General features: G+C 44.5%; 16 protein-coding genes. 7 read left to right on the forward strand and 9 right to left on the reverse strand.

Translation table 11 applies throughout. From position 1 onward, the window contains the following. Positions 1 to 105: 105 nt before the first annotated feature. Positions 106 to 768, reverse strand: a complete 663-nt coding sequence (locus tag GJS45_RS18505; RefSeq protein WP_162343363.1) for a Tll0287-like domain-containing protein — start codon at positions 766 to 768, stop codon at positions 106 to 108. A 388-nt stretch (positions 769 to 1,156) separates the two neighbouring features. On the opposite strand from GJS45_RS18505, the gene prfA reads away from it, so the two are divergent. After that, positions 1,157 to 2,233 carry a peptide chain release factor 1 gene (prfA, locus tag GJS45_RS18510; protein WP_162343364.1) on the forward strand — a complete coding sequence of 359 codons (1,077 nt, stop codon included), beginning with the start codon at positions 1,157 to 1,159 and terminating at the stop codon, positions 2,231 to 2,233. Here prfA and GJS45_RS18515 read toward each other — a convergent pair. The 3 genes from GJS45_RS18515 to mfd all read right to left on the reverse strand — a co-directional run bounded on the left by GJS45_RS18515 (position 2,230) and on the right by mfd (position 10,032). Next, positions 2,230 to 5,037, reverse strand: a complete 2,808-nt coding sequence (locus tag GJS45_RS18515; protein WP_162343365.1) for a YCF48-related protein — start codon at positions 5,035 to 5,037, stop codon at positions 2,230 to 2,232. The two genes, prfA and GJS45_RS18515, sit on opposite strands and share 4 nt — an antisense overlap. A gap of 190 nt (positions 5,038 to 5,227) precedes the next feature. Continuing rightward, entirely contained in the window at positions 5,228 to 6,400 is a 1,173-nt protein-coding gene (gldJ, locus tag GJS45_RS18520; RefSeq protein WP_235954874.1) for a gliding motility lipoprotein GldJ, read from the reverse strand. Between the two features lie 287 nt (positions 6,401 to 6,687). After that, the gene (gene mfd, locus GJS45_RS18525; RefSeq protein ID WP_162343367.1) at positions 6,688 to 10,032 is read right to left on the reverse strand and encodes a transcription-repair coupling factor; all 3,345 of its coding nucleotides are present in this window, start codon (positions 10,030 to 10,032) and stop codon (positions 6,688 to 6,690) included. A gap of 176 nt (positions 10,033 to 10,208) precedes the next feature. Between mfd and GJS45_RS18530 the strand changes: the two genes are divergently transcribed. The 4 genes from GJS45_RS18530 (at position 10,209) to GJS45_RS18545 (ending at position 13,340) form a co-directional block, all read left to right on the forward strand. Beyond that, entirely contained in the window at positions 10,209 to 10,820 is a 612-nt protein-coding gene (locus GJS45_RS18530; RefSeq protein ID WP_162343368.1) for a cytochrome c oxidase subunit 3, read from the forward strand. A 90-nt stretch (positions 10,821 to 10,910) separates the two neighbouring features. After that, the gene (gene hflK / locus GJS45_RS18535) at positions 10,911 to 11,888 is read left to right on the forward strand and encodes an FtsH protease activity modulator HflK (protein ID WP_162343369.1); all 978 of its coding nucleotides are present in this window, start codon (positions 10,911 to 10,913) and stop codon (positions 11,886 to 11,888) included. Between the two features lie 30 nt (positions 11,889 to 11,918). Continuing rightward, positions 11,919 to 12,857, forward strand: a complete 939-nt coding sequence (gene hflC / locus GJS45_RS18540) for a protease modulator HflC (protein WP_162343370.1) — start codon at positions 11,919 to 11,921, stop codon at positions 12,855 to 12,857. Positions 12,858 to 12,887: 30 nt separating this feature from the next. Further along, positions 12,888 to 13,340, forward strand: a complete 453-nt coding sequence (locus GJS45_RS18545) for an SRPBCC family protein (protein ID WP_162343371.1) — start codon at positions 12,888 to 12,890, stop codon at positions 13,338 to 13,340. 20 nt (positions 13,341 to 13,360) lie between these two features. Here GJS45_RS18545 and GJS45_RS18550 read toward each other — a convergent pair whose 3' ends face one another. Beyond that, positions 13,361 to 13,834 carry a Fur family transcriptional regulator gene (locus GJS45_RS18550; RefSeq protein WP_162343372.1) on the reverse strand — a complete coding sequence of 158 codons (474 nt, stop codon included), beginning with the start codon at positions 13,832 to 13,834 and terminating at the stop codon, positions 13,361 to 13,363. 292 nt (positions 13,835 to 14,126) lie between these two features. Between GJS45_RS18550 and GJS45_RS18555 the strand changes: the two genes are divergently transcribed. Together GJS45_RS18555 and GJS45_RS18560 are read left to right on the forward strand one after the other, a co-directional pair. After that, entirely contained in the window at positions 14,127 to 15,299 is a 1,173-nt protein-coding gene (locus GJS45_RS18555) for an aspartyl protease family protein (RefSeq protein ID WP_235954861.1), read from the forward strand. A gap of 142 nt (positions 15,300 to 15,441) precedes the next feature. Next, positions 15,442 to 18,507: a PAS domain S-box protein gene (locus tag GJS45_RS18560; RefSeq protein WP_162343373.1), complete on the forward strand. Its 3,066-nt coding sequence runs from the start codon at positions 15,442 to 15,444 to the stop codon at positions 18,505 to 18,507. On the opposite strand, the gene nagB is transcribed toward GJS45_RS18560, so the two are convergent. The 4 genes from nagB to GJS45_RS18580 all read right to left on the reverse strand — a co-directional run bounded on the left by nagB (position 18,467) and on the right by GJS45_RS18580 (position 21,720). After that, positions 18,467 to 19,189 (reverse strand): glucosamine-6-phosphate deaminase, encoded by a 723-nt coding sequence (nagB, locus tag GJS45_RS18565; RefSeq protein WP_162343374.1) that lies wholly within the window; start codon positions 19,187 to 19,189, stop codon positions 18,467 to 18,469. The genes GJS45_RS18560 and nagB overlap by 41 nt on opposite strands. A gap of 94 nt (positions 19,190 to 19,283) precedes the next feature. Next, the gene (locus GJS45_RS18570) at positions 19,284 to 19,886 is read right to left on the reverse strand and encodes a trimeric intracellular cation channel family protein (protein ID WP_162343492.1); all 603 of its coding nucleotides are present in this window, start codon (positions 19,884 to 19,886) and stop codon (positions 19,284 to 19,286) included. A gap of 32 nt (positions 19,887 to 19,918) precedes the next feature. Continuing rightward, the gene (locus GJS45_RS18575) at positions 19,919 to 20,539 is read right to left on the reverse strand and encodes a class I SAM-dependent methyltransferase (protein WP_162343375.1); all 621 of its coding nucleotides are present in this window, start codon (positions 20,537 to 20,539) and stop codon (positions 19,919 to 19,921) included. 29 nt (positions 20,540 to 20,568) lie between these two features. Next, entirely contained in the window at positions 20,569 to 21,720 is a 1,152-nt protein-coding gene (locus GJS45_RS18580; protein WP_162343376.1) for a BamA/TamA family outer membrane protein, read from the reverse strand. Positions 21,721 to 21,725 lie beyond the last annotated feature (5 nt).

Genomic DNA, 21,725 nt, shown 5'->3' on the forward strand with positions numbered 1-21,725 from the left:
GGAATAGGTTAGGAATGGCGCTTTCTTCGCTGGTACCAACGCCGGAATTCAATGCGAATATATAAAGGAAAGTTTAAAAAGAAGGAAACAACCCAAGAGGTTATTTCACATGTTTTTGACCACTTCTTTCTTGGGTATGGAGATGCTCCACATGCCGCGTAGCTCACCAACCTTGTAATGAGTGGCTTTATCGTTAGGGTAGAGGGAATTAATTTTTTCCAGGGTCGCTTCGCTGATGTCCTTGCCCGGCTCCCCGTGACAATTCAGGCAAAGTCCACCCGGGATGGTAATGGCTTTGGTAAACAACAGCACTTCGCCCTCCTCTGCTTTCTGAATATTGGAGCGGCTATTGATATCGTTTTCGACATTGTATTGGTAGGCATCTAATAAGGTTTTTTCCAATTCATTAGGTTGATTTTCCGGATTCCGATTTTTCGTGGAGACCCTCCTAATCTCTACCTGGTATTTTTCAGCTACCTTTTCCGTGATGGGCAATGCTTCCACCTGACAAAAGTCAAGGGCCCCCGGCACCCCTTTTTCTTCGATTGCCTTTTGAAGGGCACCGATCAGGGATGCCTGTGCATCCTGGCTGATTTCGTCCCCCCATTCCATGGCTTGTGCGATGATTTCCGATTCGGCTACTTTTTTCACCTCATTGGCCTGGTTAACCTGTTCTACGATATCCCGGTCGATTTTTTTATTATTCCCACAGGAAACCAGAAAAAAAGAAAGCGCGCCAACCGAAAGAAATGCCTGAATACTATTCATAAAACCGTCTATCTATGTCCGTTAGTTAAAGATACACACTTGCTGGCAAAATTGTTCAATGGATGATTAAAATCATTAAAGTTCCTGTTTGTGAAGGACAATAGAGGTACAGCGGTTGAAGCGATCGAATTAGGAAATTCCCCAGTAATCGAAATCGGCGTGTGAACCAAAACACCCCATTCGTTTTTAAAAAAAACACTCCATGATCTATCCTATCGGTTAAATAGTGCCAGGATAATAGCCTATACGGTCATTATAGCGATTCTCTGGCTTGCCTGTGGCTAGCCTTTTGCAGCGCTTAGCATCGTGGCCCCGCACCTTTCTGCTCCCCCGGGAGGGTATTCGTCAACAATATTGTTTAATTTTGCCTTTTAAACCATACCGTACCATGCTGGATAAACTGGAAGCCATAAAAGAAAGATTTGAAGAAGTATCCCAGCTGATCATTCAGCCAGATGCCATGTCGGACATGGGAAAGTACACCAAGCTTTCCAAAGAATACAAGGACCTGGAAAAGGTAGTAAACGTCTATGAAACCTACCGATTGACACTGGAAAATATCAGCAGTACCAAGGCACTTTTGGAGAAAGAAAAAGACCCTGAATTCAGGGAAATGGCGAAATTGGAGTGGGAAACGCTAAAAGAGCGAAAAGAGGAGTTGGAGGAGGAGTTGAGAAAAATGCTCATTCCAAAAGACCCGAATGATTCCAAAGATTGCATTTTGGAAATTCGGAGTGGCACCGGTGGAGATGAAGCGGCCATTTTTGCTGGGGATCTGTTCCGCATGTATGAAAAGTTTTGCGAAAAGCAAAGCCTGAACCTGAGGGTTTTGGATCTTACCTTTGGCACCTCCGGAGGATACAAGGAAATAATCAGCTCTGTCTCGGGAGCGGACGTGTATGGCATGCTGAAATACGAGTCCGGTGTGCATCGGGTACAGCGGGTACCAACCACCGAAACACAAGGAAGGGTTCACACTTCCGCCGCTACCGTAGCAGTGCTACCGGAAATGGAAGAGGTGGACGTGCAAATAGATATGAACGAGGTGCGAAAAGACACTTATTGTTCCTCCGGACCCGGCGGTCAGTCCGTAAATACGACCTATTCCGCCGTACGGCTTACCCATGAACCGACCGGGCTGGTCGTTACCTGCCAGGATCAAAAATCTCAGATTAAAAATTTTGAAAAAGCACTGAAAGTACTGCGATCTCGCATTTACGAAATCGAACTGGCAAAGCACAATGAAACCGTAGGTGCTCAAAGGAGATCCATGGTCGGTAGCGGCGACCGGTCCGATAAAATACGGACCTACAATTACCCCCAAAGCCGGGTCACCGATCACCGGATAAATAAAACCGTTTACAACCTGCCGGAAGTAATGGAGGGGAATATCGAAGAATTCATCAGTGCCCTTCGCTTTGCAGAAAACGCAGAAAAAATGAAAGAGGGAGGAATAGAGGACTAAAAGACGATAATTTTCCGTTTATAAGTGGCTGTTCGGGTACGTATTACCACCACATGCAGCCCTTTGGGCAAGTCGGTAATGGGATATACAAATTGACCCTCTTGTGTTTGCATTTCTCTGATTTTTTGGCCGCTCGCGTTGAATACTTCCAGCCTGACTAATGCTGGCAAACCCTGCACCTGAAGGTGAACATTTCCGAATGAAGGGCTGGGAAACAGGCGAATATCCGCATCGGCACCGGTTTCAGGAAGGGATGTTATCAAATTCACATTCACAGGAAGTACCTGGCTAGGCCCCTGATTACAAGCATTCATAGGTGTCACTTCTAACTGGTGATCCCCTTCGTCATTCCATCTGATCCTAACCGATGCCGTTCCCTGCCCTTCGATAATTTCGCCTCCACCATCCAGCGACCACTGGTAGTTGATATCTTGCACGGCAGCTACGTCATAGTCTGCCTCCTGAAAACCTACTCTTCCGGGGCCATTTATAGGTGCAGGCTGTTCCGGAATGGTAATGACCTGAATTAATTTTTCGGTGGTGGGACCCTGTCCGCAAGGATTTGTAGTGGAAACCGATATGGACTGGTTGTTTAAGTTGGTCCACTCCAGGGTAATGCGTGCCGTTCCCTGCCCGGAACGCACCACACCACCGGTCGTTTCCCAAAAATACTGGGTACCGGGAATGGAATCTACGTAATATTCTTCCAGGGTATTGACACAAACAACTCCCTCACCCTGAATGGCGGCGGTTTGCTGGGGTTCCTCTGATACAACCACTTCCAGGGCGGTAGTATTCCCATTTCCGCAGTTATTTTGACCCCTGACCATGACCGCATTCCTTCCCGGCTCGTCCCAAAGCACGACAATCCGGGTACTTCCCTGCCCTTCCAGTATTGTTCCTCCGTCTACTCTCCATTCGTAGCTGGTGCCCTCCTCTTCCAGGTCTTGTATCGTATAAATCTGCTGACTAAGACAAATATCCTCCTCACCAAAAATGGTTGCGATGTCTAGCGGTACCTGACAGGTGTATTGATAGAATATCCCGTTTTCTCCGGCTGCGTACCCAACATTCAGATCGCCGAAACTAAGCCCTGTAAAATCCTGAAAAGTGCCGGTGGAAAGCTTTTCCCAGGTTTCACCCGTATCAAAGGTCCGCAATATCGTACCCCCTTCTCCCGTAATAAACCCTACGGATTCATCCAGAAATTCCACATCACTGAAATCAACCGAAAAGCCGGTTTCCAAACGCATCCAGGAATCGCCTTTATCTTCTGTTTTGAATACGGTCCCTGCTCCCCCAACCAGCATGGCGGTATTTTCATCCATCATCGCCAGGGCACGTAATTTTGTCGTCTGATTCAAGTTCACCCGAGCCCAGTTCGTTCCCCCGTTTTCGGAACGAAGCAGGTACCCCTGGTCCCCAATGATCAGACCTGTATCCTCATCGAAAAACAGGATGTCCCTAAAATTTACTTCGTTGTACCCGGAAGGAACCAGTTCCCAATTGACACCTCTGTTTTCCGTTTTGGTAATCAGCCCTCTGTCTCCCACAGCGAAGCCTCGGTTGATATCAAAAAAATACAATCCGTTGACATTGCGGTTGGTGCCAGGATTTAGGGTAGTCCAGGTACCACCCGAATTGGTGGTACTGAGTATGTTTCCATTGTTTCCAGATACATACCCGACGTTTCCGGAAACGAAGTAAAGACTATTAAAAGGAAGGGAAATGGGCCTGGACCGATCTAAAAACGAGTTGCCACCATTTCCTGTCAATAAAATCAACCCTTGATCCCCAGCAAGATAGCCTCTGAGGTCTGTCGTAAACTCAATGGAGGTGTAGTCATTGGCCCTTCCTGACAAACGAATGGCCCAGTTGCCCCCCGAATTATTGGAAGCTATTAGATTTCCGCTGGAACCAACCCCCATCACGCTATTGGTTTCCGGCCTGAATGCCAGGTCTTTAATACCTTGTAGTGTACGGGAATTGGATGCTGAAAAGGTAAGGCCCCCATTATCGGTTCTCAGAATGGTACCGTTATCCCCACTGATCACGCCAATTTGAGGGAAAGCCGGATTGAATACCACCTCGTGAAGATCACTATCGATCCCACTATTGATGTATTGCCAGTTTCTCCCTCCGTCCACCGTCTTAATGATAGTCCCCAGGCTTCCTACTGCGTACCCGGTAGTATCATCGGTAAAATGAATACCGTTTAAAGCCGCCTGAAATCCGGAAGGAAAACGTTCCCAGTCCTGCCCTGAGTTGGTAGATTTTAAGATCTCAGCATCAGAGGTAACGGCAAAACCCAAGGTCTCATTGACGAACATAAAGCCATTAATATCGGCAGTGGAAGGAGTCAGTACCTCCTCCCAGGAGACACCCCGGTCATCAGAACGGATCATAGCTCCCGAACTCCCGGTGACTATCAGCACCTCGTTGTTTACAAAGCTGATTTTTTTCCAGGAGGTATTTTCTGAATGCCGGTAACCTGTCCAATTCGTTCCCCCATTTGTTGTCCGGTGGAGCCGTCCCTCGTCGTCAATTACCAGACCAAATTGTTCATCATAAAAGGCGAGGTCCAGAAGTATCCCCCCGGATGGTGATTTGATCTCTACCCAGCTAAGTCCCCCATCAATCGATTTCAAAAAAATATTTTCTCCGGCAATGTACCCCACGTTCTCATTGACCCAATGTATGGCGGAATAGTCATTGCCCCAATCACCTACTCGTCTCCAGCTTTGACCAAAAATCTCCTGAATACCTACCAGCAGCACGAAAACTAAAAATAAAGCCCGCTTCATACAAATGCCTTAGTTTAAATAAATTATGCTTACAAAAATACTATTTAATTCATGATAACACAGCAAAACACCATTTATTGCCTTTGAGAATTCTCAAAGGCTTTTTTGTAGCTATCAAATAAAAAAAACAAGCCATAAAAAAAGGGGCTATACACCCCTTTACAAATTATGTTAAGCCATTAAACTCCTTCTACCGGTCTTTACCGCCAACAGCGATCATGGCACATCTGAATCCAATGTGATTAGAGGACGAATCCTGGTGCATGAACCTCCTGGTACCAGGGGCTAGCCAGTAGGCTACATCTCTCCACGAACCTCCTTTGTAGACTCGGTAGTTGTCGTCAATCAATGTGGTATTATAGGTATCTTCTTCATCGTATACCCCATCTTTTCGAAGGGGATTCAGGTCGTCAAAATCCTGAAAGGATAGCGGACGGTACACATCCTGCACCCATTCGTTCATGTTGCCAGCCATATTGTACAAGCCAAAATCATTAGCGGGAAAATCATATACGTTAGTAGGAATAATTTCTCCATCGTTGGATACACTACCCGCGATACCGGCATAATCTCCACGTCCCCGTTTAAAGTTGGCCAGAAAATCTCCTTGCCTGGATTTTCTTTTGATGTTATATGGATTTCTTGGCCCTCTACCGTCCCAGGGATAAATCCGCCCATTTTCCTGATTCTCGTCCATGTACTGGGTACCAATCATCGCTTTCGCCGCATATTCCCACTCGGCTTCGTTGGGAAGGCGGTAGTCGGGAAATACAGAGCCTCGTTCAATGAGCTGATCTTTCGTCAACGCTGAATCCAGTTCATTTTTTTCTCGTTCCAATTCATTTACGTAGATGGTTCGCCATTTGCTGTATGCATTGGCTTGTGTCCAACTCACCCCAGCTACCGGATAAAAATTAAATCCGGGATATCGGAAATAATACGTGGCATACACATCGTTGTACGACATGGTGCCATCCCATACTTTTTCATTGGGTTCCAACTTTTGAACTGAGTCCGCACTGACACCATCTCTTTTGGCCATGTTGAACAAAAATTCCTTATAATCGACATTGGTAACTTCCGTCTCGTCCATGTAAAAGGAAGCGATGGTAACCGTTCGTTCCACATTATCCCGAAAACCCATGATATCCTGTTCCTGCGAACCTAAAACAGCCCTTCCCCCCTGTATAAAGACCAGTCGGGGACCAACCACTTCTGTGGGTAATCGAAACACCTGAAAAGAAGTGGAATCTTCTTCGTCAAAACTATACTGAGCACCTGTGGAGGCACTTACTCCTCCCGGATCACTCGCAGTTCTGCGACCGGATTGATTACCACAGGAAGTGAATAAAAAACCCAGCATTGCCAGCCCGGCAAAAAAACTAAAATGAAAATTTTTGTTACCCAAATTCATGTGACAATTTTTTTGTTTTGCCCTATTGAAACGCTAATATAGGAGCAATAATATATTATACCAATATTCTTTTTCGACACTAGCCTTGTTCAAAAGATCGGAAACGGCCGATCCTGTGAAATACTACAAAAACGATCATACCATTGCTATAAATGCTGGCATGAAAAATTTTTACCTATTTTTGCTTATTTCATACTAAACCCCTCTTTTCCAAACGGGTACCGGAGGCATTTGGATCAGGTCGTCAACATGTCTTCCAGCCATTTTTTTGCTTTCCCGATCGAATCAACTCCCTTTATTACCAATAGTAAACGATCTTTGGTCTCTTTTATTTTACAATACCTCCCTTTGGACTGAATGAAGGTCATTATACGTTGAAATACGGACGAACTGTAGTAGCTGTCCTTTTTTGATGAAACGAAGTAGCATTTCATTTGTTCGTTTTTCAAGGCTAGTTTCTCAAAACCCAGCCGCTCGGCCATCCAGCGCAATTCTACCGTTTCAAACAACGCCTGAACCCGGTCAGGAATCGGCCCGAAGCGATCTCTGATTTCCTCCTTAAAGGAGGCGAGTTCTTCCTCTTCCTTAATACTGTCCAATTTGGAATACAATCCCAGTCTTTCAGAAATATTACTGACATAGTTATCAGGGATCAGTAGTTCCAGGTCCGTTTCAATAACGCAATCCTGAACCAAAACCGCCGTTTTTTCCTTCAGGTCTGATTCAAAAAGGGAAGCAAATTCGGTTTGCTTCAACTCGTGCACCGCTTCGTCCAAAATTTTATGATACATTTCAAAACCCAGGTCGGAAATAAAACCGCTTTGTTCGGCCCCCAACAAATTGCCCGCTCCGCGGATATCGAGATCTCTCATGGCTACTTTGAACCCATCACCTAAATCTGAAAACTCTTCCAATGCCTGCAGGCGTTTCCTGGATTCCGCACTCAGGGTGGAAGTCGGGGGGGTAAGAAGGTAGCAGTAGGCCTTTTTATTGCTTCGCCCTACCCTGCCCCTCATTTGGTGCAAATCACTCATGCCAAACATATGCGCCCGGTTTATGATGATGGTGTTGGCATTGGGTATATCGAGCCCGGATTCGATAATATTGGTAGAAACCAACACATCGTAAGCGCCTTCAATAAAATCAACCATGACCTTTTCCAGCTTCTTTCCGTCCATCTGCCCATGGGCTCCTATTACCTTGGCATCCGGTACCAATCTTAGAATCAGGTTGGCAATGGAATCAATCTCACCTACCCGATTGTGAACAAAAAACACCTGCCCACCCCGACTCAGTTCGTTGGCTACTGCATCCCGAATGACATCCTCTCTAAACGTATAAATTTCGGTGGTAACCGGTTGCCGGTTTGGGGGCGGGGTGGCAATTACTGACAAATCCCGAGCTCCCATCAGGGAAAAATGCAAGGTTCTCGGAATGGGCGTAGCGGTTAGGGTAAGCACATCCACGTTCACCCGCAGTTCTTTAAGTTGTTCCTTTACCTTCACACCAAATTTCTGCTCTTCATCAATAACCAAAAGCCCCAGATCTTTAAACTTGATGTCTTTGTTTACGATGCGATGTGTTCCAATCAGCACATCGATTTCACCACTGCTTACCTTTTGAATTATTTCCTTAGTTTCCCTGGCCGTCCGAAATCGGTTGATGTACTCCACAGCTACCGGGAAGTCGGCCAGTCGCTCCTTAAAGGTCTGGTAATGCTGCATGGCCAAAATAGTGGTGGGGACCAGCACCGCCACCTGTTTGCGGTCATTTACAGCCTTGAATACCGCCCGGACGGCAACTTCTGTTTTCCCAAAACCTACATCCCCGCAGACAAGCCGGTCCATGGGATACGGCTTTTCCATGTCTTCTTTGACATCCGTGGTGGCCGTGGCCTGATCCGGCGTGTCCTCATAGATAAAGGAACTTTCCAACTCCACCTGCAACACACTATCCTGAGAAAAACGGTGACCGGGAGCTGATTTGCGTTTGGAATAAAGGCGGATCAGGTCTTTGGCAATGTCCTTGACCTTTTTCTTTACCTTCTTTTTCTTGTTTTCCCATTCCTGAGAACCCAGCTTGGACATGGTAGGGAGGGTCCCTTCCTGACTGCTGTATTTGGATATCTTGTGCAGGGAGTGAATGTTGACATACAGCAGATCATCGTCACGAAAAACCAGACGGATGGCTTCCTGGCGCTTTCCGTTTACATCGACCTTTTCCAATCCGGCAAAGCGGCCGATGCCATGATCTACATGTACAATAAAATCCCCGGGATGTAAGCTTTTGATCTCTTTCAGCGTGAGTGCTTTGGACTTACTGCTCCTTCCGGTGGTTTTGTAGCGATGAAACCGTTCAAAAATCTGGTGGTCTGTGTAACAGGCAAGCTTCAGTGAAGTATCGATGAACCCCTCCCTAAGACTAATGGGCAGCGTTTGGATCTCAAGACTTGGATCTACTTCCGAAAAAATATTCAAAAGACGGCCTATCTGCTTTTCACTTTCCGAGCAGATGATGTTACAGATTCCTTTGGCCGCATTTTCGTTCAGGTTTTGAACCAGCAGATCAAAATGTTTATTAAAAGAAGGCTGCGGCTGTCCCTGATACTGAAATTCGGGAACATCTTTCCAGGCAAACACATGACCGAACGCAATTTGCCTGAACGGAGCGATGGCTTCTTCAAATGCCTCCTTTGACAAGAAAAGCTTTTCGGGATGCATCAGCAAGCTCTTTCCCGCATCTCCGCCATTCTGATAATAATCCAGCCCCTTTTCGTATAAGCGCTCCAATACGCCCAGGCAATGCGCATAATCCTTCATCCAAAAACAGGTGTCTTCTGGAAAAAAATCTGTTAGCGGCTGTCGGGATTCTTCCTGCAAACTGGTCTGAATGTTTGGAATGATACTGATTTGATCAATGGGCACGGTGGACAACTGCGTCTCGGGATCAAATACCCGGATGCTGTCTATTTCCTTGCCAAACAATTCCAGCCGGTAGGGCATGTCATTGGCGTAGGAAAAAATGTCTATGATTCCTCCTCTTACCGCAAATTGGCCAGCCTCGTACACAAAGTCTGCCTTTTCAAAGCCATAGGTACTGAACAACTCTTCGACGAAAGCCAAATCCACCATTTCACCAGTCCGAACAGTGAAGGTGCTTTCTTTCAGGCTCTTTTTATTGATTACCTTTTCGTATATGGCCTCCGGGGAAGTAATCAGTACCCGGCCTGTCTCAGGCGACTGGGACAGCTGATTAAGTATTTCAGCGCGCAAAAGGACATTGGCGTTTTCAATGTCTTCGTGGTGATAGGGTTTTTTATAGCTGGCGGGAAAGAGATAGGGGCGCGACCCTGTCAGTGCCTGCCAGTCTCCGGCCAAATAAGCTGCTTCTTCTCTATCATGTGCAAGTACGACATGAAATCCTCCTGAAAGTTTGACCATTGCCTGAAGCAGAATCATATCCATACTTCCGGATAAACCCCTAACCTGCATTCTATTAGATTGGCCTTCCGTCAAGGTTAAAGCCAGGTTTCTGACGAAGGGATCTTCTTCGTAAAGTGACAAAAATGATTGTCTATCCAACGATATTTTATTTAATGGTCGTAAATTAATTGGCGCAATTTATTAATTTCCCCGCAAAGTAAGAGCCTTCCCTCCAGAATCCGATCGCAGCTATTTTCTGGATTCCTATTACGAAAGAAATTTAACTGGTTCGAAACAACAAAGGGTAGAGTAGTTTTGTTACCAGTCTATATTGTATGCAAAAAGAAAAAAAAGCTACCTGGTTTCAAAAAATTGAGAACATGCATCCATACAGGACGATTCTGTATCTGGGCATGTTTAGCAGTGGGTTGCTGTTCTTTTTTCTTACCACGGCTTTTGTTCTTTCACAGCCGGGAGCGGGTGTCTATGATCAGTTTATCATTCCAAAATCCTTTATTTTCAGCACCTTGATTATCCTGGTTAGTACCTACACCTCTGCCAAGATAATACCGGGTTTCCTTTCGGATCAACCAGAAATGGCAAAGAAATACCTCTTTTATACATTTCTCCTTGGTTTATTCTTCTCAGCATCTCAGTTTTTAGGATGGACAGAACTATCAGATATGGGCATAGACTTCCGGGGGCTTCCTTCCGGTAGTTTCCTTTACCTGCTGAGTGGTATTCACCTTTTTCATCTCGCTGGTGCCCTGATTTACGCCTTGGTGCTTTTGGTCCAAATCAGTAAAAAGGAGAAAGATCCCGTCAAATCCCTGATCCTTCTCACGAATCCTTATGAGAAAATGAAGCTAGATTTGTTTTCGGTTTACTGGAAATTCATGGATGCAGTCTGGTTAATCCTGTTTTTGCTATTTCTGTGGATGTTTTAGGTTAAAGTCCAGCCTAGCTACTCTTAAATGAGTTCCCTCTCTGGGGTTACTTCCGTCAATTAATCGTAAATTGCAAAAAAATTAATTACTATGTCAGACAAACAATTTGAAATCAACGTCAACCCGGATTGGATCAAGAAATATTTATCCAAGATCGTCTTGGTAGTGGCGGCTTTAATTGTGCTGTTTTCAGCCGTTAAAACCGTGGGACCGGAAGAAGAAGGGGTGGTGATTCAATTGGGGGAATACAACCGCACCGTTTTGCCCGGACTGAATTTTATTATTCCTTTCGCGGAAACCATGTATAAAATACCGGTACAGCGGCAATTGAAGCAAGAGTTCGGATTTCGTACCAGCAGTGCAGGTACCCAATCGGATTACGTGAAATCCGGGTATGGGGATGAGAGCATGATGCTCACCGGGGACTTAAATCTTACCGATGTAGAGTGGGTGGTGCAGTATCGTATCGTTAACTCCTATAACTACCTTTTTAAAGTCCGCAATGCAGAAAAAACGCTCAACGACATGTCGGAGGCCGCCATGAGAAAAATCGTGGGTGACCGCACGGTCAATGAAGTGTTGACCGTGGGCAGGCAGGAAATCGCTACCAGCGTCGAAGTATTGCTGCAAGAGCTGTGCGATGAGTATGAAAATGGCATCCGGATCGATCAGGTGGTGCTGCAGGATGTCAACCCTCCCGAACCAGTAAAACCTAGTTTCAATGCAGTTAATGAAGCGCAGCAGGAAAGAGAAACACTTATCAATCAGGCGGATGCCGATTACAATCGTGTTATTCCCAGAGCCCGCGGAATAGCCGAAGAGACCATCCAATTAGCAGAAGCCTATGCCCTAAACAGGGTCAACGGTGCAAGAGGAGAAGCCGAGAGGTTTAATTCGGTGTACGCCGCTTATATCAAGGCACCCGAAGTAACCAGACAGCGTTTGTATTTGGAAACCCTCGAAAAAGTACTTCCCAAAATCGGAAATACAATCATTACGGATGAAGCGGGAAGCAACGTTTTGCCATTGTTGAATTTAAACAAGGCCATTCAAAATCCTACTCCCTGAGCCTAATCGGTACAATAAAAACGTCAAGAAATGAAAAAAAGTAAAATAATATACATAGTATTGGTGGTAGTAGCATTGATCTTCGTTGCTCAGAGTGTGTTTATACTCGATGAAACGCAGCAGGCTATTGTCACGCAGTTTGGTAAGCCCGTGGGAGAGCCGCGTACCAGTCCGGGGGTTAACGTCGTTATTCCCTTTATTCAAAAGGTGCAGTTTTTTGACAAGCGCTATCTGGAATGGGATGGAGACAGAAACCAGGTGCCTACCAAAGACAAGAAATTCATCTTTGTAGACACCTATGCCCGCTGGCAGATTACAGACCCCTTGCAGTTTTTTATCCGTCTGAGAGACGAACGTTCCGCTCAATCCAGGCTAGATGACATTCTGGATGGCGAAACAAGGAATGCTATCGCCAGCCATGACCTGTTGGACATCGTTCGTTCCACCAATCGGGATCCGGAAGTGACGGAGGATTTCATGGAAGAATTGGAGGTTTTGGAGGACATTGATGTAGGAAGGGAAGCCATCGAAGAGATTATTCTCCAAAAGGCCAACGAAAGGACTTCTGATCTGGGCGTACGGGTTCTGGATTTCAAGTTTAAGCGCATGAACTATGTAGATGAGGTGCGTGACCGGGTTTACGATCGAATGGTAAGTGAGCGAAACCGGATTGCGGATCAATTCCGATCGGAAGGCCAGGGGGAAGCCCGAAAAATCCAAGGGGATAAAGAACGGGACCTGGCTCAAATCCAGTCGGAAGCGGTCAGACAGGCTGAAGAAATACGTGGCCGGGCAGACGCTGAAGCTACGGAAATATATGCTTCTGCATACAATAAAAACAGGCAATCTATCGACCTGTATAAATTTCTGCGTTCCATGGAAGCACTGGAAAATTCGCTGGATGAAAACACCAATCTGGTGATCTCTTCTGATAGTGAATTGTTTCAGTACCTGAAAGACATGCAATAAAAAAGTAAATCAGAAGCGATAGTTTCCTAAATGAAAATCAACCTTAGTACCCGGGTGAATCAACCCTATCTAAAGGTAAAGGAAGGGTTCACGGAAGATTTGTTTCAATCCTTGAACCCGCCCTTTCCTCCAGTAAAATTACTTCGATTTGATGGCTCATCTACCGGAGACATCGTCAGTTTGGAATTAAATTTTCTTCTGTTCAAACAGGTATGGACCAGTGAGATTACCGATGATCAGACGGTTGAAAACGAGTTTTACTTCGTAGACGAAGGAATAAAACTACCCTTTTTCCTCCGTTTTTGGAGGCATAAACACCGGATAGTAAGCAAAGGGGCAACGCAGTCCTTAATTATTGATGAAATTAGCTATCGGGCTCCTAATATATTATTGGAAGTCGTGCTATTCCCGGTATTATATGCTCAGTTTGCCCTGCGCAAACCGATATACAAAAAGTATTTTGGACAACATAAACCCGTTTAGGACACCGATAAAAGGATTTCTTACACCACGAAATGTAGGTTTTCACATTCTGGGATCTGACAATCCCCATAAAGCACCAGCGAATGGCTGGTAATGTGGGAGGAAAATTCCTTTCCCATGGCCTCCTTAATCAAATTGATCCGTTGATCCGAAAATTCCTTGATCTTTCTGCATTGATTGCAGACGTAATGGTCATGGTGCTTGTAGGTAAGCGCCTGTTCGTACAGGGCTACCTTATCCTTAAACTGATGCTTCACAGCCAGCCCACATTCAACCAATAGGTCCAGGGTATTGTAAATGGTAGCTCTGCTGATGGAATACCCACTGTTTCTCATTTTCAAAAATAAGCCCTCCACATCGATGTGTTCATCCTGAGGAAGGGCATAAAGCTCATCGATTACGGAGAAGCGTTCGGGGGTTTTACGGCTCCCTTGTCGGATGAGGTAGTTTTCAAAAATTTTCTTTGCTTTTTCAATTATTGACTTTTCGGCCATGACGCTACGATTCTAAAGATTAAAGATGAGTTATTTTTTAGATTTATCAAACCGGTTAACTTTCCAATGCTCATTATCCATAGTTATTTTCAATCCTTCTAAATAAGCGGTAGGTATTTTCAAACAACCTCAAAGAATAGCCGTTAATGACAGAGTACTAAAATTAATTTTCTATATTAAAACGATAAACACGAATCCAGCATCTATGCACCTTGGTATCAGACCGTTTTTCTTTTTTTTCCTATCCTGTTTCATAGCTTTCTCGCTACAAAGCCAGGTTCCTGGTTTTTACATGAAAAAGGAAAAGAGAAAAATAAACCTTCCTTTTATTGATTCAAATAGCCTCATCATCATGCCTATTTCCATTAATGGAGGACCCGAGGTGAATTTTTTGTTCGACACGGGTGTGAAATCCAATATTTTTTTCAGCAAAACCATGGCGGATGAATTAGACATGCAATACACCCGGAAATTAAATCTGGTTGGTGCCGACGGAACGACCGTATTGAGCGCCTCCGTCTCGCCAAACAACCACTTCGATTTGGGTCCCATTGAAGGTATCTTTCAGGCAATATTGGTATTGGACGAAGATTTTCTGGAATTGGAAAAGGTAATTGGTATTCCTGTATTTGGGGTGATTGGTCACGAATTTTTCAAAAATAACCCTGTGAAAATTGATTATGACAATGGTGTTATTAGTTTTTACAAAAGATCGGCCCTCAAATGGAGGCCCCTGGGGTTCCGAAAAACAGAAATTGAGATTTTAGGAAACAAACCGTACGTTCAATCCACCATCCGCCAATCAAATGGCCCGGATCTAAGCTCTAAATTGTTGATTGACACGGGAGCAAACCATGGCTTGTTGCTGAACAGGGAGACCAGCGATGAGATCGTTCTTCCCGAAGTCACGCTGCAGAGTGACCTGGGCCGATCCCTTGGAGGGGACTTGTTTGGCTTTGTGGGCCGGGTTAAAAGACTGCGTCTAAATGGACTAAAATTCAGAAATGTCATCACTTCCTATCCGGAAGAGAATGAGTTCTCAGATGTCATCATCGGAACCGGCCGAAATGGAAGTATCGGTTCAGATGTCCTGAACCGGATGAAAATCATAATGGATTATCCCCGAAAAAGAATGCTCTACAAAAAAGGATCTCGATTCAGTAATGAATTTAAATACGATATGAGCGGACTGATGGTTCGGGTATATTCGGCTGAAAGCAAACGCTTCTATATTAGCCAGGTACGGGAAGGCTCCCCTGCCCACCAACAAGGCGTACAGGTATTCGACGAAATAATTTCGATCAATAAAATTCCTGCTCCCTTTTGGAAATTATCCGACATTACGGATTTGTTGAGATCGAAAGAGGGAGAGGTGATTTCACTCGAACTACTTCGCAGAGATCCTGCTGATGAAACCGCCTCCACATTACACAAAATCACATTCCTATTGGAAAAACAATTATAACTGTTTCAATACGTAGTTGATTATATGAATTTCGTATAGTTTATTTTGACTAATATAAATTTATTGTGTATTTTTTGAAATTTAATTTAAATTTAGCTAATCTTTGCTTGTATAGACTTTCGATATTCACTGAATGTGGCAAATGCCTGAGAAGAAATTCAATAACTTACTATTAACTTTTAGAAAATCAAATCAGGGGGTTTTTGAGATTCTCTATGTTTCCAAAAACTTTTTTGGGATTTTTAATGAGCGATCAAAGTTTTACAGGACCGAATTTTTTGATGAGATTTTCCCTACGATCGAATCTCCGGTTTTTGAAAAACTATTTGATTTCCTGGGCAAGGCCGAAGTTCTGGAGGTACCCTTTTTTGTAGGCCATAATAAATTTACCTGGGTAACAATCGAAGGCTTTACCATGGCACAGGAAGAAAATAGCTATCTGGTCAACGCGATGATCGTACCCAGCAGACCCGCCGAAACCCAGTCTTCCTGGATTGTTCATCCCTTAACGAAAACAATTCTAGCCGATATTTCCAATCCTTCTGGTTTTGTACCAAAGGATATGGAAGAATTCTGTCAGCACCTTCACGATAAGTACCGGTTTTCGGACAAGGACAAATTAAGGAAGCTCTGTCAGGGAAATTTAGTGGGAACGGTTTTAGATTTAGATGTGCTGAAAATGCATAGTATTCCATTAAAAAATGGGTACCAGCTACTGGCTATAAAGAAGCAAACCAATCGTCCGGAATTCCCCAATCTAATTGAAGATAAACCCAATTACATCCCGCACAGTTTTTTAGATATCCTGTATTTTGAGTACCTCAGGGAAGACAAGGAAATGATCTGGTCCGGAGCCATCACTGAATTACTCGGATATGAAGAAAACCAGTTCAAAAAATATACCGTATGGGACTGGCTGGAAATGGTGCATCCTAAGGACCGGGGTAAGGTCCAGGAATTATTTTTTTCTGAAAGGTATGAGTTGGATTCCTATACCCTCACCTACCGGGTCAAAAATAACAAAGGGAAATTCCTTCATCTAAAAAACAGCTTGAAAGTTTTTTATGATATTCCCTCCCAAAAAACCGTACTGGTAGGGATTCTCCGGGATGTATCGGAAATAAACAAGGCCAAAAAAAACCTGCTTGAAAAAGAAGGGATTATCCAGAATCTCAGCGAAAAAGAATTTATTCAAAAGACCCTTAAGGAGATTTCCGAGATATCAAATCTATTTAGCGGAAAAGCACTTTTTGATCAAATTGTCCTCTTGCTACATAAAAGGCTGGGATTTACCTATTGCATGATTGCCAATACTGACCCCGACAATCAATCCCTGGAGATGGTTTCCCTGGCCATTGCTGGCAAACTGACCTCAGGATCTTCAGAAAAATGGCGAAAATTTCTAAACCAGGATCTTCCCGCTCCCGCTAAGGAAAGGGATTTTTTGATGCTTTCCGCTGAAGATAGAAGTTCTTTAGAACCGCATCCATTTTTTAAAAAACACCAAATTGCCTCATTAATTCGCCTGGACTTGCTGGACAAAGAAAACCTTAAAATTGGTGCCCTTTGTTTTCTTCACCAGGAACCCCTTCAAAATCGCTCTCTGTACCAGGAATTATTTCGGATCTTAGCTGACTGGATAGGGAAAGAATTGCATCGATTCCGCTTTGAATCCACCCTTCAGGAGACCAATTTCATGCACGATGCCATTCTAAATGGAACAGCCTATGCTATTTTTGCTGTAAATCACCAGTTTGAAATCACCCTGATAAATAACAAAACCTTACCCGTTTTCAACCTAAAGAGAAAAGATAAACTGTTGAAAACGGTATTAATTAATAATGGCAATAAACAAAATCTTCGGGAGGTTATTACGCAGTTTTCCCAGTCAAAAAAAAATACGGCCTACTTTTTACTTCCCAATGGACCGGAAGATTATAAAGAACTTAAAATCTCTTTTACGCGTATTCGCTATGGAAAAAGAAACCGCGTCTCCTACGTCGTCTTTGTCGATGACATCACTGACCGGACCGTTTCTGAAAAAAGACTGATTGCTTCCGAGCAATTGTACCGAAGCATCGCAGAAAATTTCCCAGGTGGAACCGTAGATGTACTGGACAAATCCTTCAACTATATTTTTACAGATGGGGAAGAATACCGGCTTGCTGGAAAGGACCCCAAGTCCCTCGTAGGCACCTCCCATCTGGAACAGTACTCGGGAGAAAACCTTGCCATCACTAAGAAAAACCTGAATAAAATCCTTCAGGGGCAACGGGTTTCCTATGAAACCGAAGCCCAACAACAGCGTTTTTTAAAAAGTGGTGTTCCCCTGACAAATGATGCGGGAAAGATTGATCGGATTCTACTGGTCAAACAAAATATTACCAAGGCTAAAAAGCTGGAATCCGAGCGTGAAAAACTAATTAGGGATTTAAAATCACACAACGAAGAACTGCTGCGCTTTGCTTACATTGTTTCCCATAATTTGAGGGCGCCCATCGTCAATATTTCCCTATTGATAGATTTGTTTAATGAGGAAAATCCAGCAGACCCTGAAAACAAGGAGGTTATGGAAAACCTAAAAATCTCCACCAACCTACTGGATGCAACGCTTCAGGATCTGATAGAGGTCGTATCCATTAAAAAACAAAAGATTCCTAAGGTAGAACGGATCGATTTCAAGCTACTTCTTTACAATGTGGAAAAAAGCCTGTTCAATCAATTGAAAGAGTCGGGGATAAAAATTCACAAGGATTTTTCAGCCTTGGAAGAAATGAACTATGTGTACGCCCATCTGGAAAATTTCTTCATGAATTTCATGACCAATGCGGTCAAATACAAACATCCAGACCGAACTCCTGAAGTATACATTCGCACCTATAAAGAAAAGGATTATTGTATAATTCACTTTGAAGATAACGGCATAGGACTAGACCTAAAAAGATATGGGGATCGCATATTTGGTCTCTACCAGCGGTTTCATAACCACGTGGAAGGCAAAGGCCTGGGACTCTATCTGGTAAGGGAGCAGATTCGCGTCAATGACGGTAAAATAGAAATCGAAAGTAAGGTGGGAAAGGGCACCATCTTCAAAGTATACCTTCGGAACCTGATCATGGGAAAAAACAAAAATACCTTTTCTTCCCAAGAGCCCTTCCCCAGGGAGGCTACAATAGAGCGGCAGCTTCCTCGTCCAGATAAAGTGTGACATCCGCATGTTTCTGAAGGAGCGAAGCGGGCATCGATTCGGTAATGGGTCCGTTTACGGCATCTCGAATAGGAGCGGCCTTCTTGCTACCATAGGCCAGCAGCGCAATCTGACGGGCTTCCATGATGGTCTGTATGCCCATGGTAACAGCTTTGGTGGGAACCTCTTCCTTACCCGAAAAAAAACGTGCATTTGCTTCAATCGTTTCTTTCAATAGACTGACTACATGGGTCCTGGAATCAAAGGAAGTACCGGGTTCATTAAACCCAATATGACCGTTGGTACCCAAACCGAGTAACTGTAGGTCAATGCCTCCACGGACCTGAATCTCATTTTCGTACCGTTCGCATTCTTCTACCAAATCTCCGACTCCCGCCGGTACATGCGTTTGTGCCATCGGGATATTTAGATGACGGAACAGGTGGGCGTTCATGAAGTATCGGTAACTCTGCGGGTGGCTTCCAGTCAATCCCACGTATTCGTCCAGATTGAAGGTGTGGATTTTACTGTAGTCCGTACCATTTTGTTGATGGTCCCGAACCAGGTTCGCGTAGGTATCCAGCGGCGAACTTCCGGTAGACAAACCAAGCACCATTTTGGGGTTAGCCTTAACCGCGGAAATAAAGCTGTCGGCAACCGCCCGGTGTAGCGCTTCTCTGCTTTGAAATATTTGAATTTGCATGAATAAAAAAGAATGGTTAATGTAAATTTATTTTTAGATATACCTCATTCGCTGCCAAAATACCATCCCTTAAATCGGATCTTGAAAATTCCAGCTACTTTAGGGTAGGCAAACTTAATTTAAATCGAACGGCTACCAGGCGTATCAGGATGATGAGCGAAATGGATGCCAATAGATTAATATTGCGTTCCAAGCCGTAGTAATTCAGGACAAGGTAAACCACTGCGCCGCTAAGACAGACCGAAGCGTATACCTCCTTCCGGAACAATATAGGTATTTCATTGGTAAGCGTATCCCGGATCACTCCTCCCATGACGGCACTAAACATGCCCATGATGGCGGCCACCTCTGGCCGAAAGCCAAGAGCCAGGGTTTTCTCCACACCTAATATCGTAAAAAAAGCAATGCCAAGGGTATCAAACAAAAACAAGGTCTTTCGCAACCGGGCTACCAGAGGAAAAAAAACAAACGTGGTAATCAATCCAGCAAAGATGGCATACAGAAAATTAACATTGCCAATCCATACCAAGGGATACGCACCCAAAATAATATCCCGCAAACTTCCCCCTCCAATCGCTGTAATAAAACCTGTAAAACCTGCCCCAAATAAGTCATGTTCCCGGTTTTGAATCGCCAATGCCCCTGATATGGCAAAAAAATAAGTACCTATCAATTCCAAGGCATACTGTAAATCCAATGGTATCGCAGTCCCAAACATTGCCGTATTTTTTATTTCTCTTTTTGAAACAGATAAACCCCCATAGCTCTTTTGCCGTGGACCAGAACCGATTTTGCCGGTTCCAGAAGGGTAAGCCCATATTTTCTCATTGCTTCCTTCATTAATTTTTCTGTAAAAACAAACCTTTCGGTGCCGTCTGGTAGTGCTTGCCTTCGTTCTTCATTCCCGGAAGCCAACGAAAAACAACCTCCTGCATCCGTGCAGGTTCTTAACCAAAAAAGCCCTCCCTTTTTCAGCACCCGCATTTGCTCCTGTAGCATCGCTTCAAAATGGGTCCGATCATCCGCAAAATGCATGACGGCACTACTGATCAGTACGTCGAAAGCCCCCCCATGAAATGGAAGATCCTCAACCGGAGCCACCAAAAACCGCAAGGGATCAAAAGTGGGATCCAGGGTCTTCGCTGTTACCCTGGCCATCTGAATAGCTATAGGGTTACTATCTACTCCCAGGATTTGATAACCAGACCGTATAAAATAATGGGTGTTCCTGCCTTCTCCACAACCTGCATCCAGGATAAGCATTTCTTTATTGAAACGTTCTTTTAGTAATTGGTCAAGCAAATAAATATCAATATTGCCTAACAATTGGTTCAATGCTCTTATTTCCATTCGTTCTGAAGTTAGAAATGCGCTGCTAGCTAGATTACTTCATTTAGTCCAAAATAAAAGGCTGGCTGATCCCCGTAGGCAAAATCAATTCTTAAATGCAGCCCTTCTTTATTTAATCGATACCTGAATCCAAAACCACCCGCCATGCGAAGGTGGTGGTTCAGGCCAAATTCCGAAAATTTCCTTCCTACCTGCCCGGCACTACCAAAGGCAACCATTCTCAGATTTCGATAAACCGGAAAACGCCACTCGGCCTGATAGACCGTGGCATGTCTGTCCCGGTACCTGCCTTCAAAGTATCCCCGCATCAAATCACTTCCCCCCATCATCGCTAAATGCTGGAAAGGCACCTCTCCCGCTGAAACGCTAAACATCGCCTGCCCGACCAGTACCTGCTCGTTCCCAACCGGCCAATATTTTCTGAAATCAAAGATCCACTGTGAAAAATCAAAATTACTACCAAAAAGGGAATGAAACTTCATCCAGGATAATTGATGGTAAACTCCTCTCGTTGGTTGGAAAATATTATCCCTCCTATCTAAATTCACTGCCAGTCCCAGCCCGGACAAGCGCTGTCCGTTACTGCCCGGAATATTGCCTGAGTCCAGCAGCCCTCCGGGAGTTTTTTGGTAAAGATCATCGCCCCTAAATTCATACCGGGGACCGAGGTAGAGGCCCTTTGCGATTTTCTTCTCGTAATATAAGTGAAAGTAAAAATACCTGCTGGCATAGGGTTCGGCTTGCACGACCTCATTTCCTATACCTGAAAATTCGAAAGGATAGTCAGAAAATTCCATTCTTGCATTCAGAAAGGACTTGTTCTCATCCAACCATAACTCCAGCTCCCCTGTTAGAATTACCTGGTGATTGAACGTATATAGAAAGGTCAGTGGCAGGGATGAAGGTCGCGTGGATCCTGAGGAGCGGTCTTTGCCTGTTCGGAAAATTTTCAGGGCCCTCCCACCCACACCCAAGCTTGTTTCAGGCGAGTAGGTCAGGGCAGGAATGAAGGTCCACGAATCCGTCGTTAAAAGGTCTATGGTTCGGTCAGCTAAGCCAAATAGCTTCCCTGCAAAAGACTCCGCTTCTCCCAAGCCGGCGGTCTTATCCTGCTCCTGCGCAGGAGCGGGACACCAAAGGAGCAATTGAAGGATCAGTAAAAAAGTAGTTCTTCGCTTCATCAGGC

The organism is Cyclobacterium salsum, from assembly GCF_010119245.1.
Taxonomy (GTDB): Bacteria; Bacteroidota; Bacteroidia; order Cytophagales; family Cyclobacteriaceae; genus Cyclobacterium; species Cyclobacterium salsum.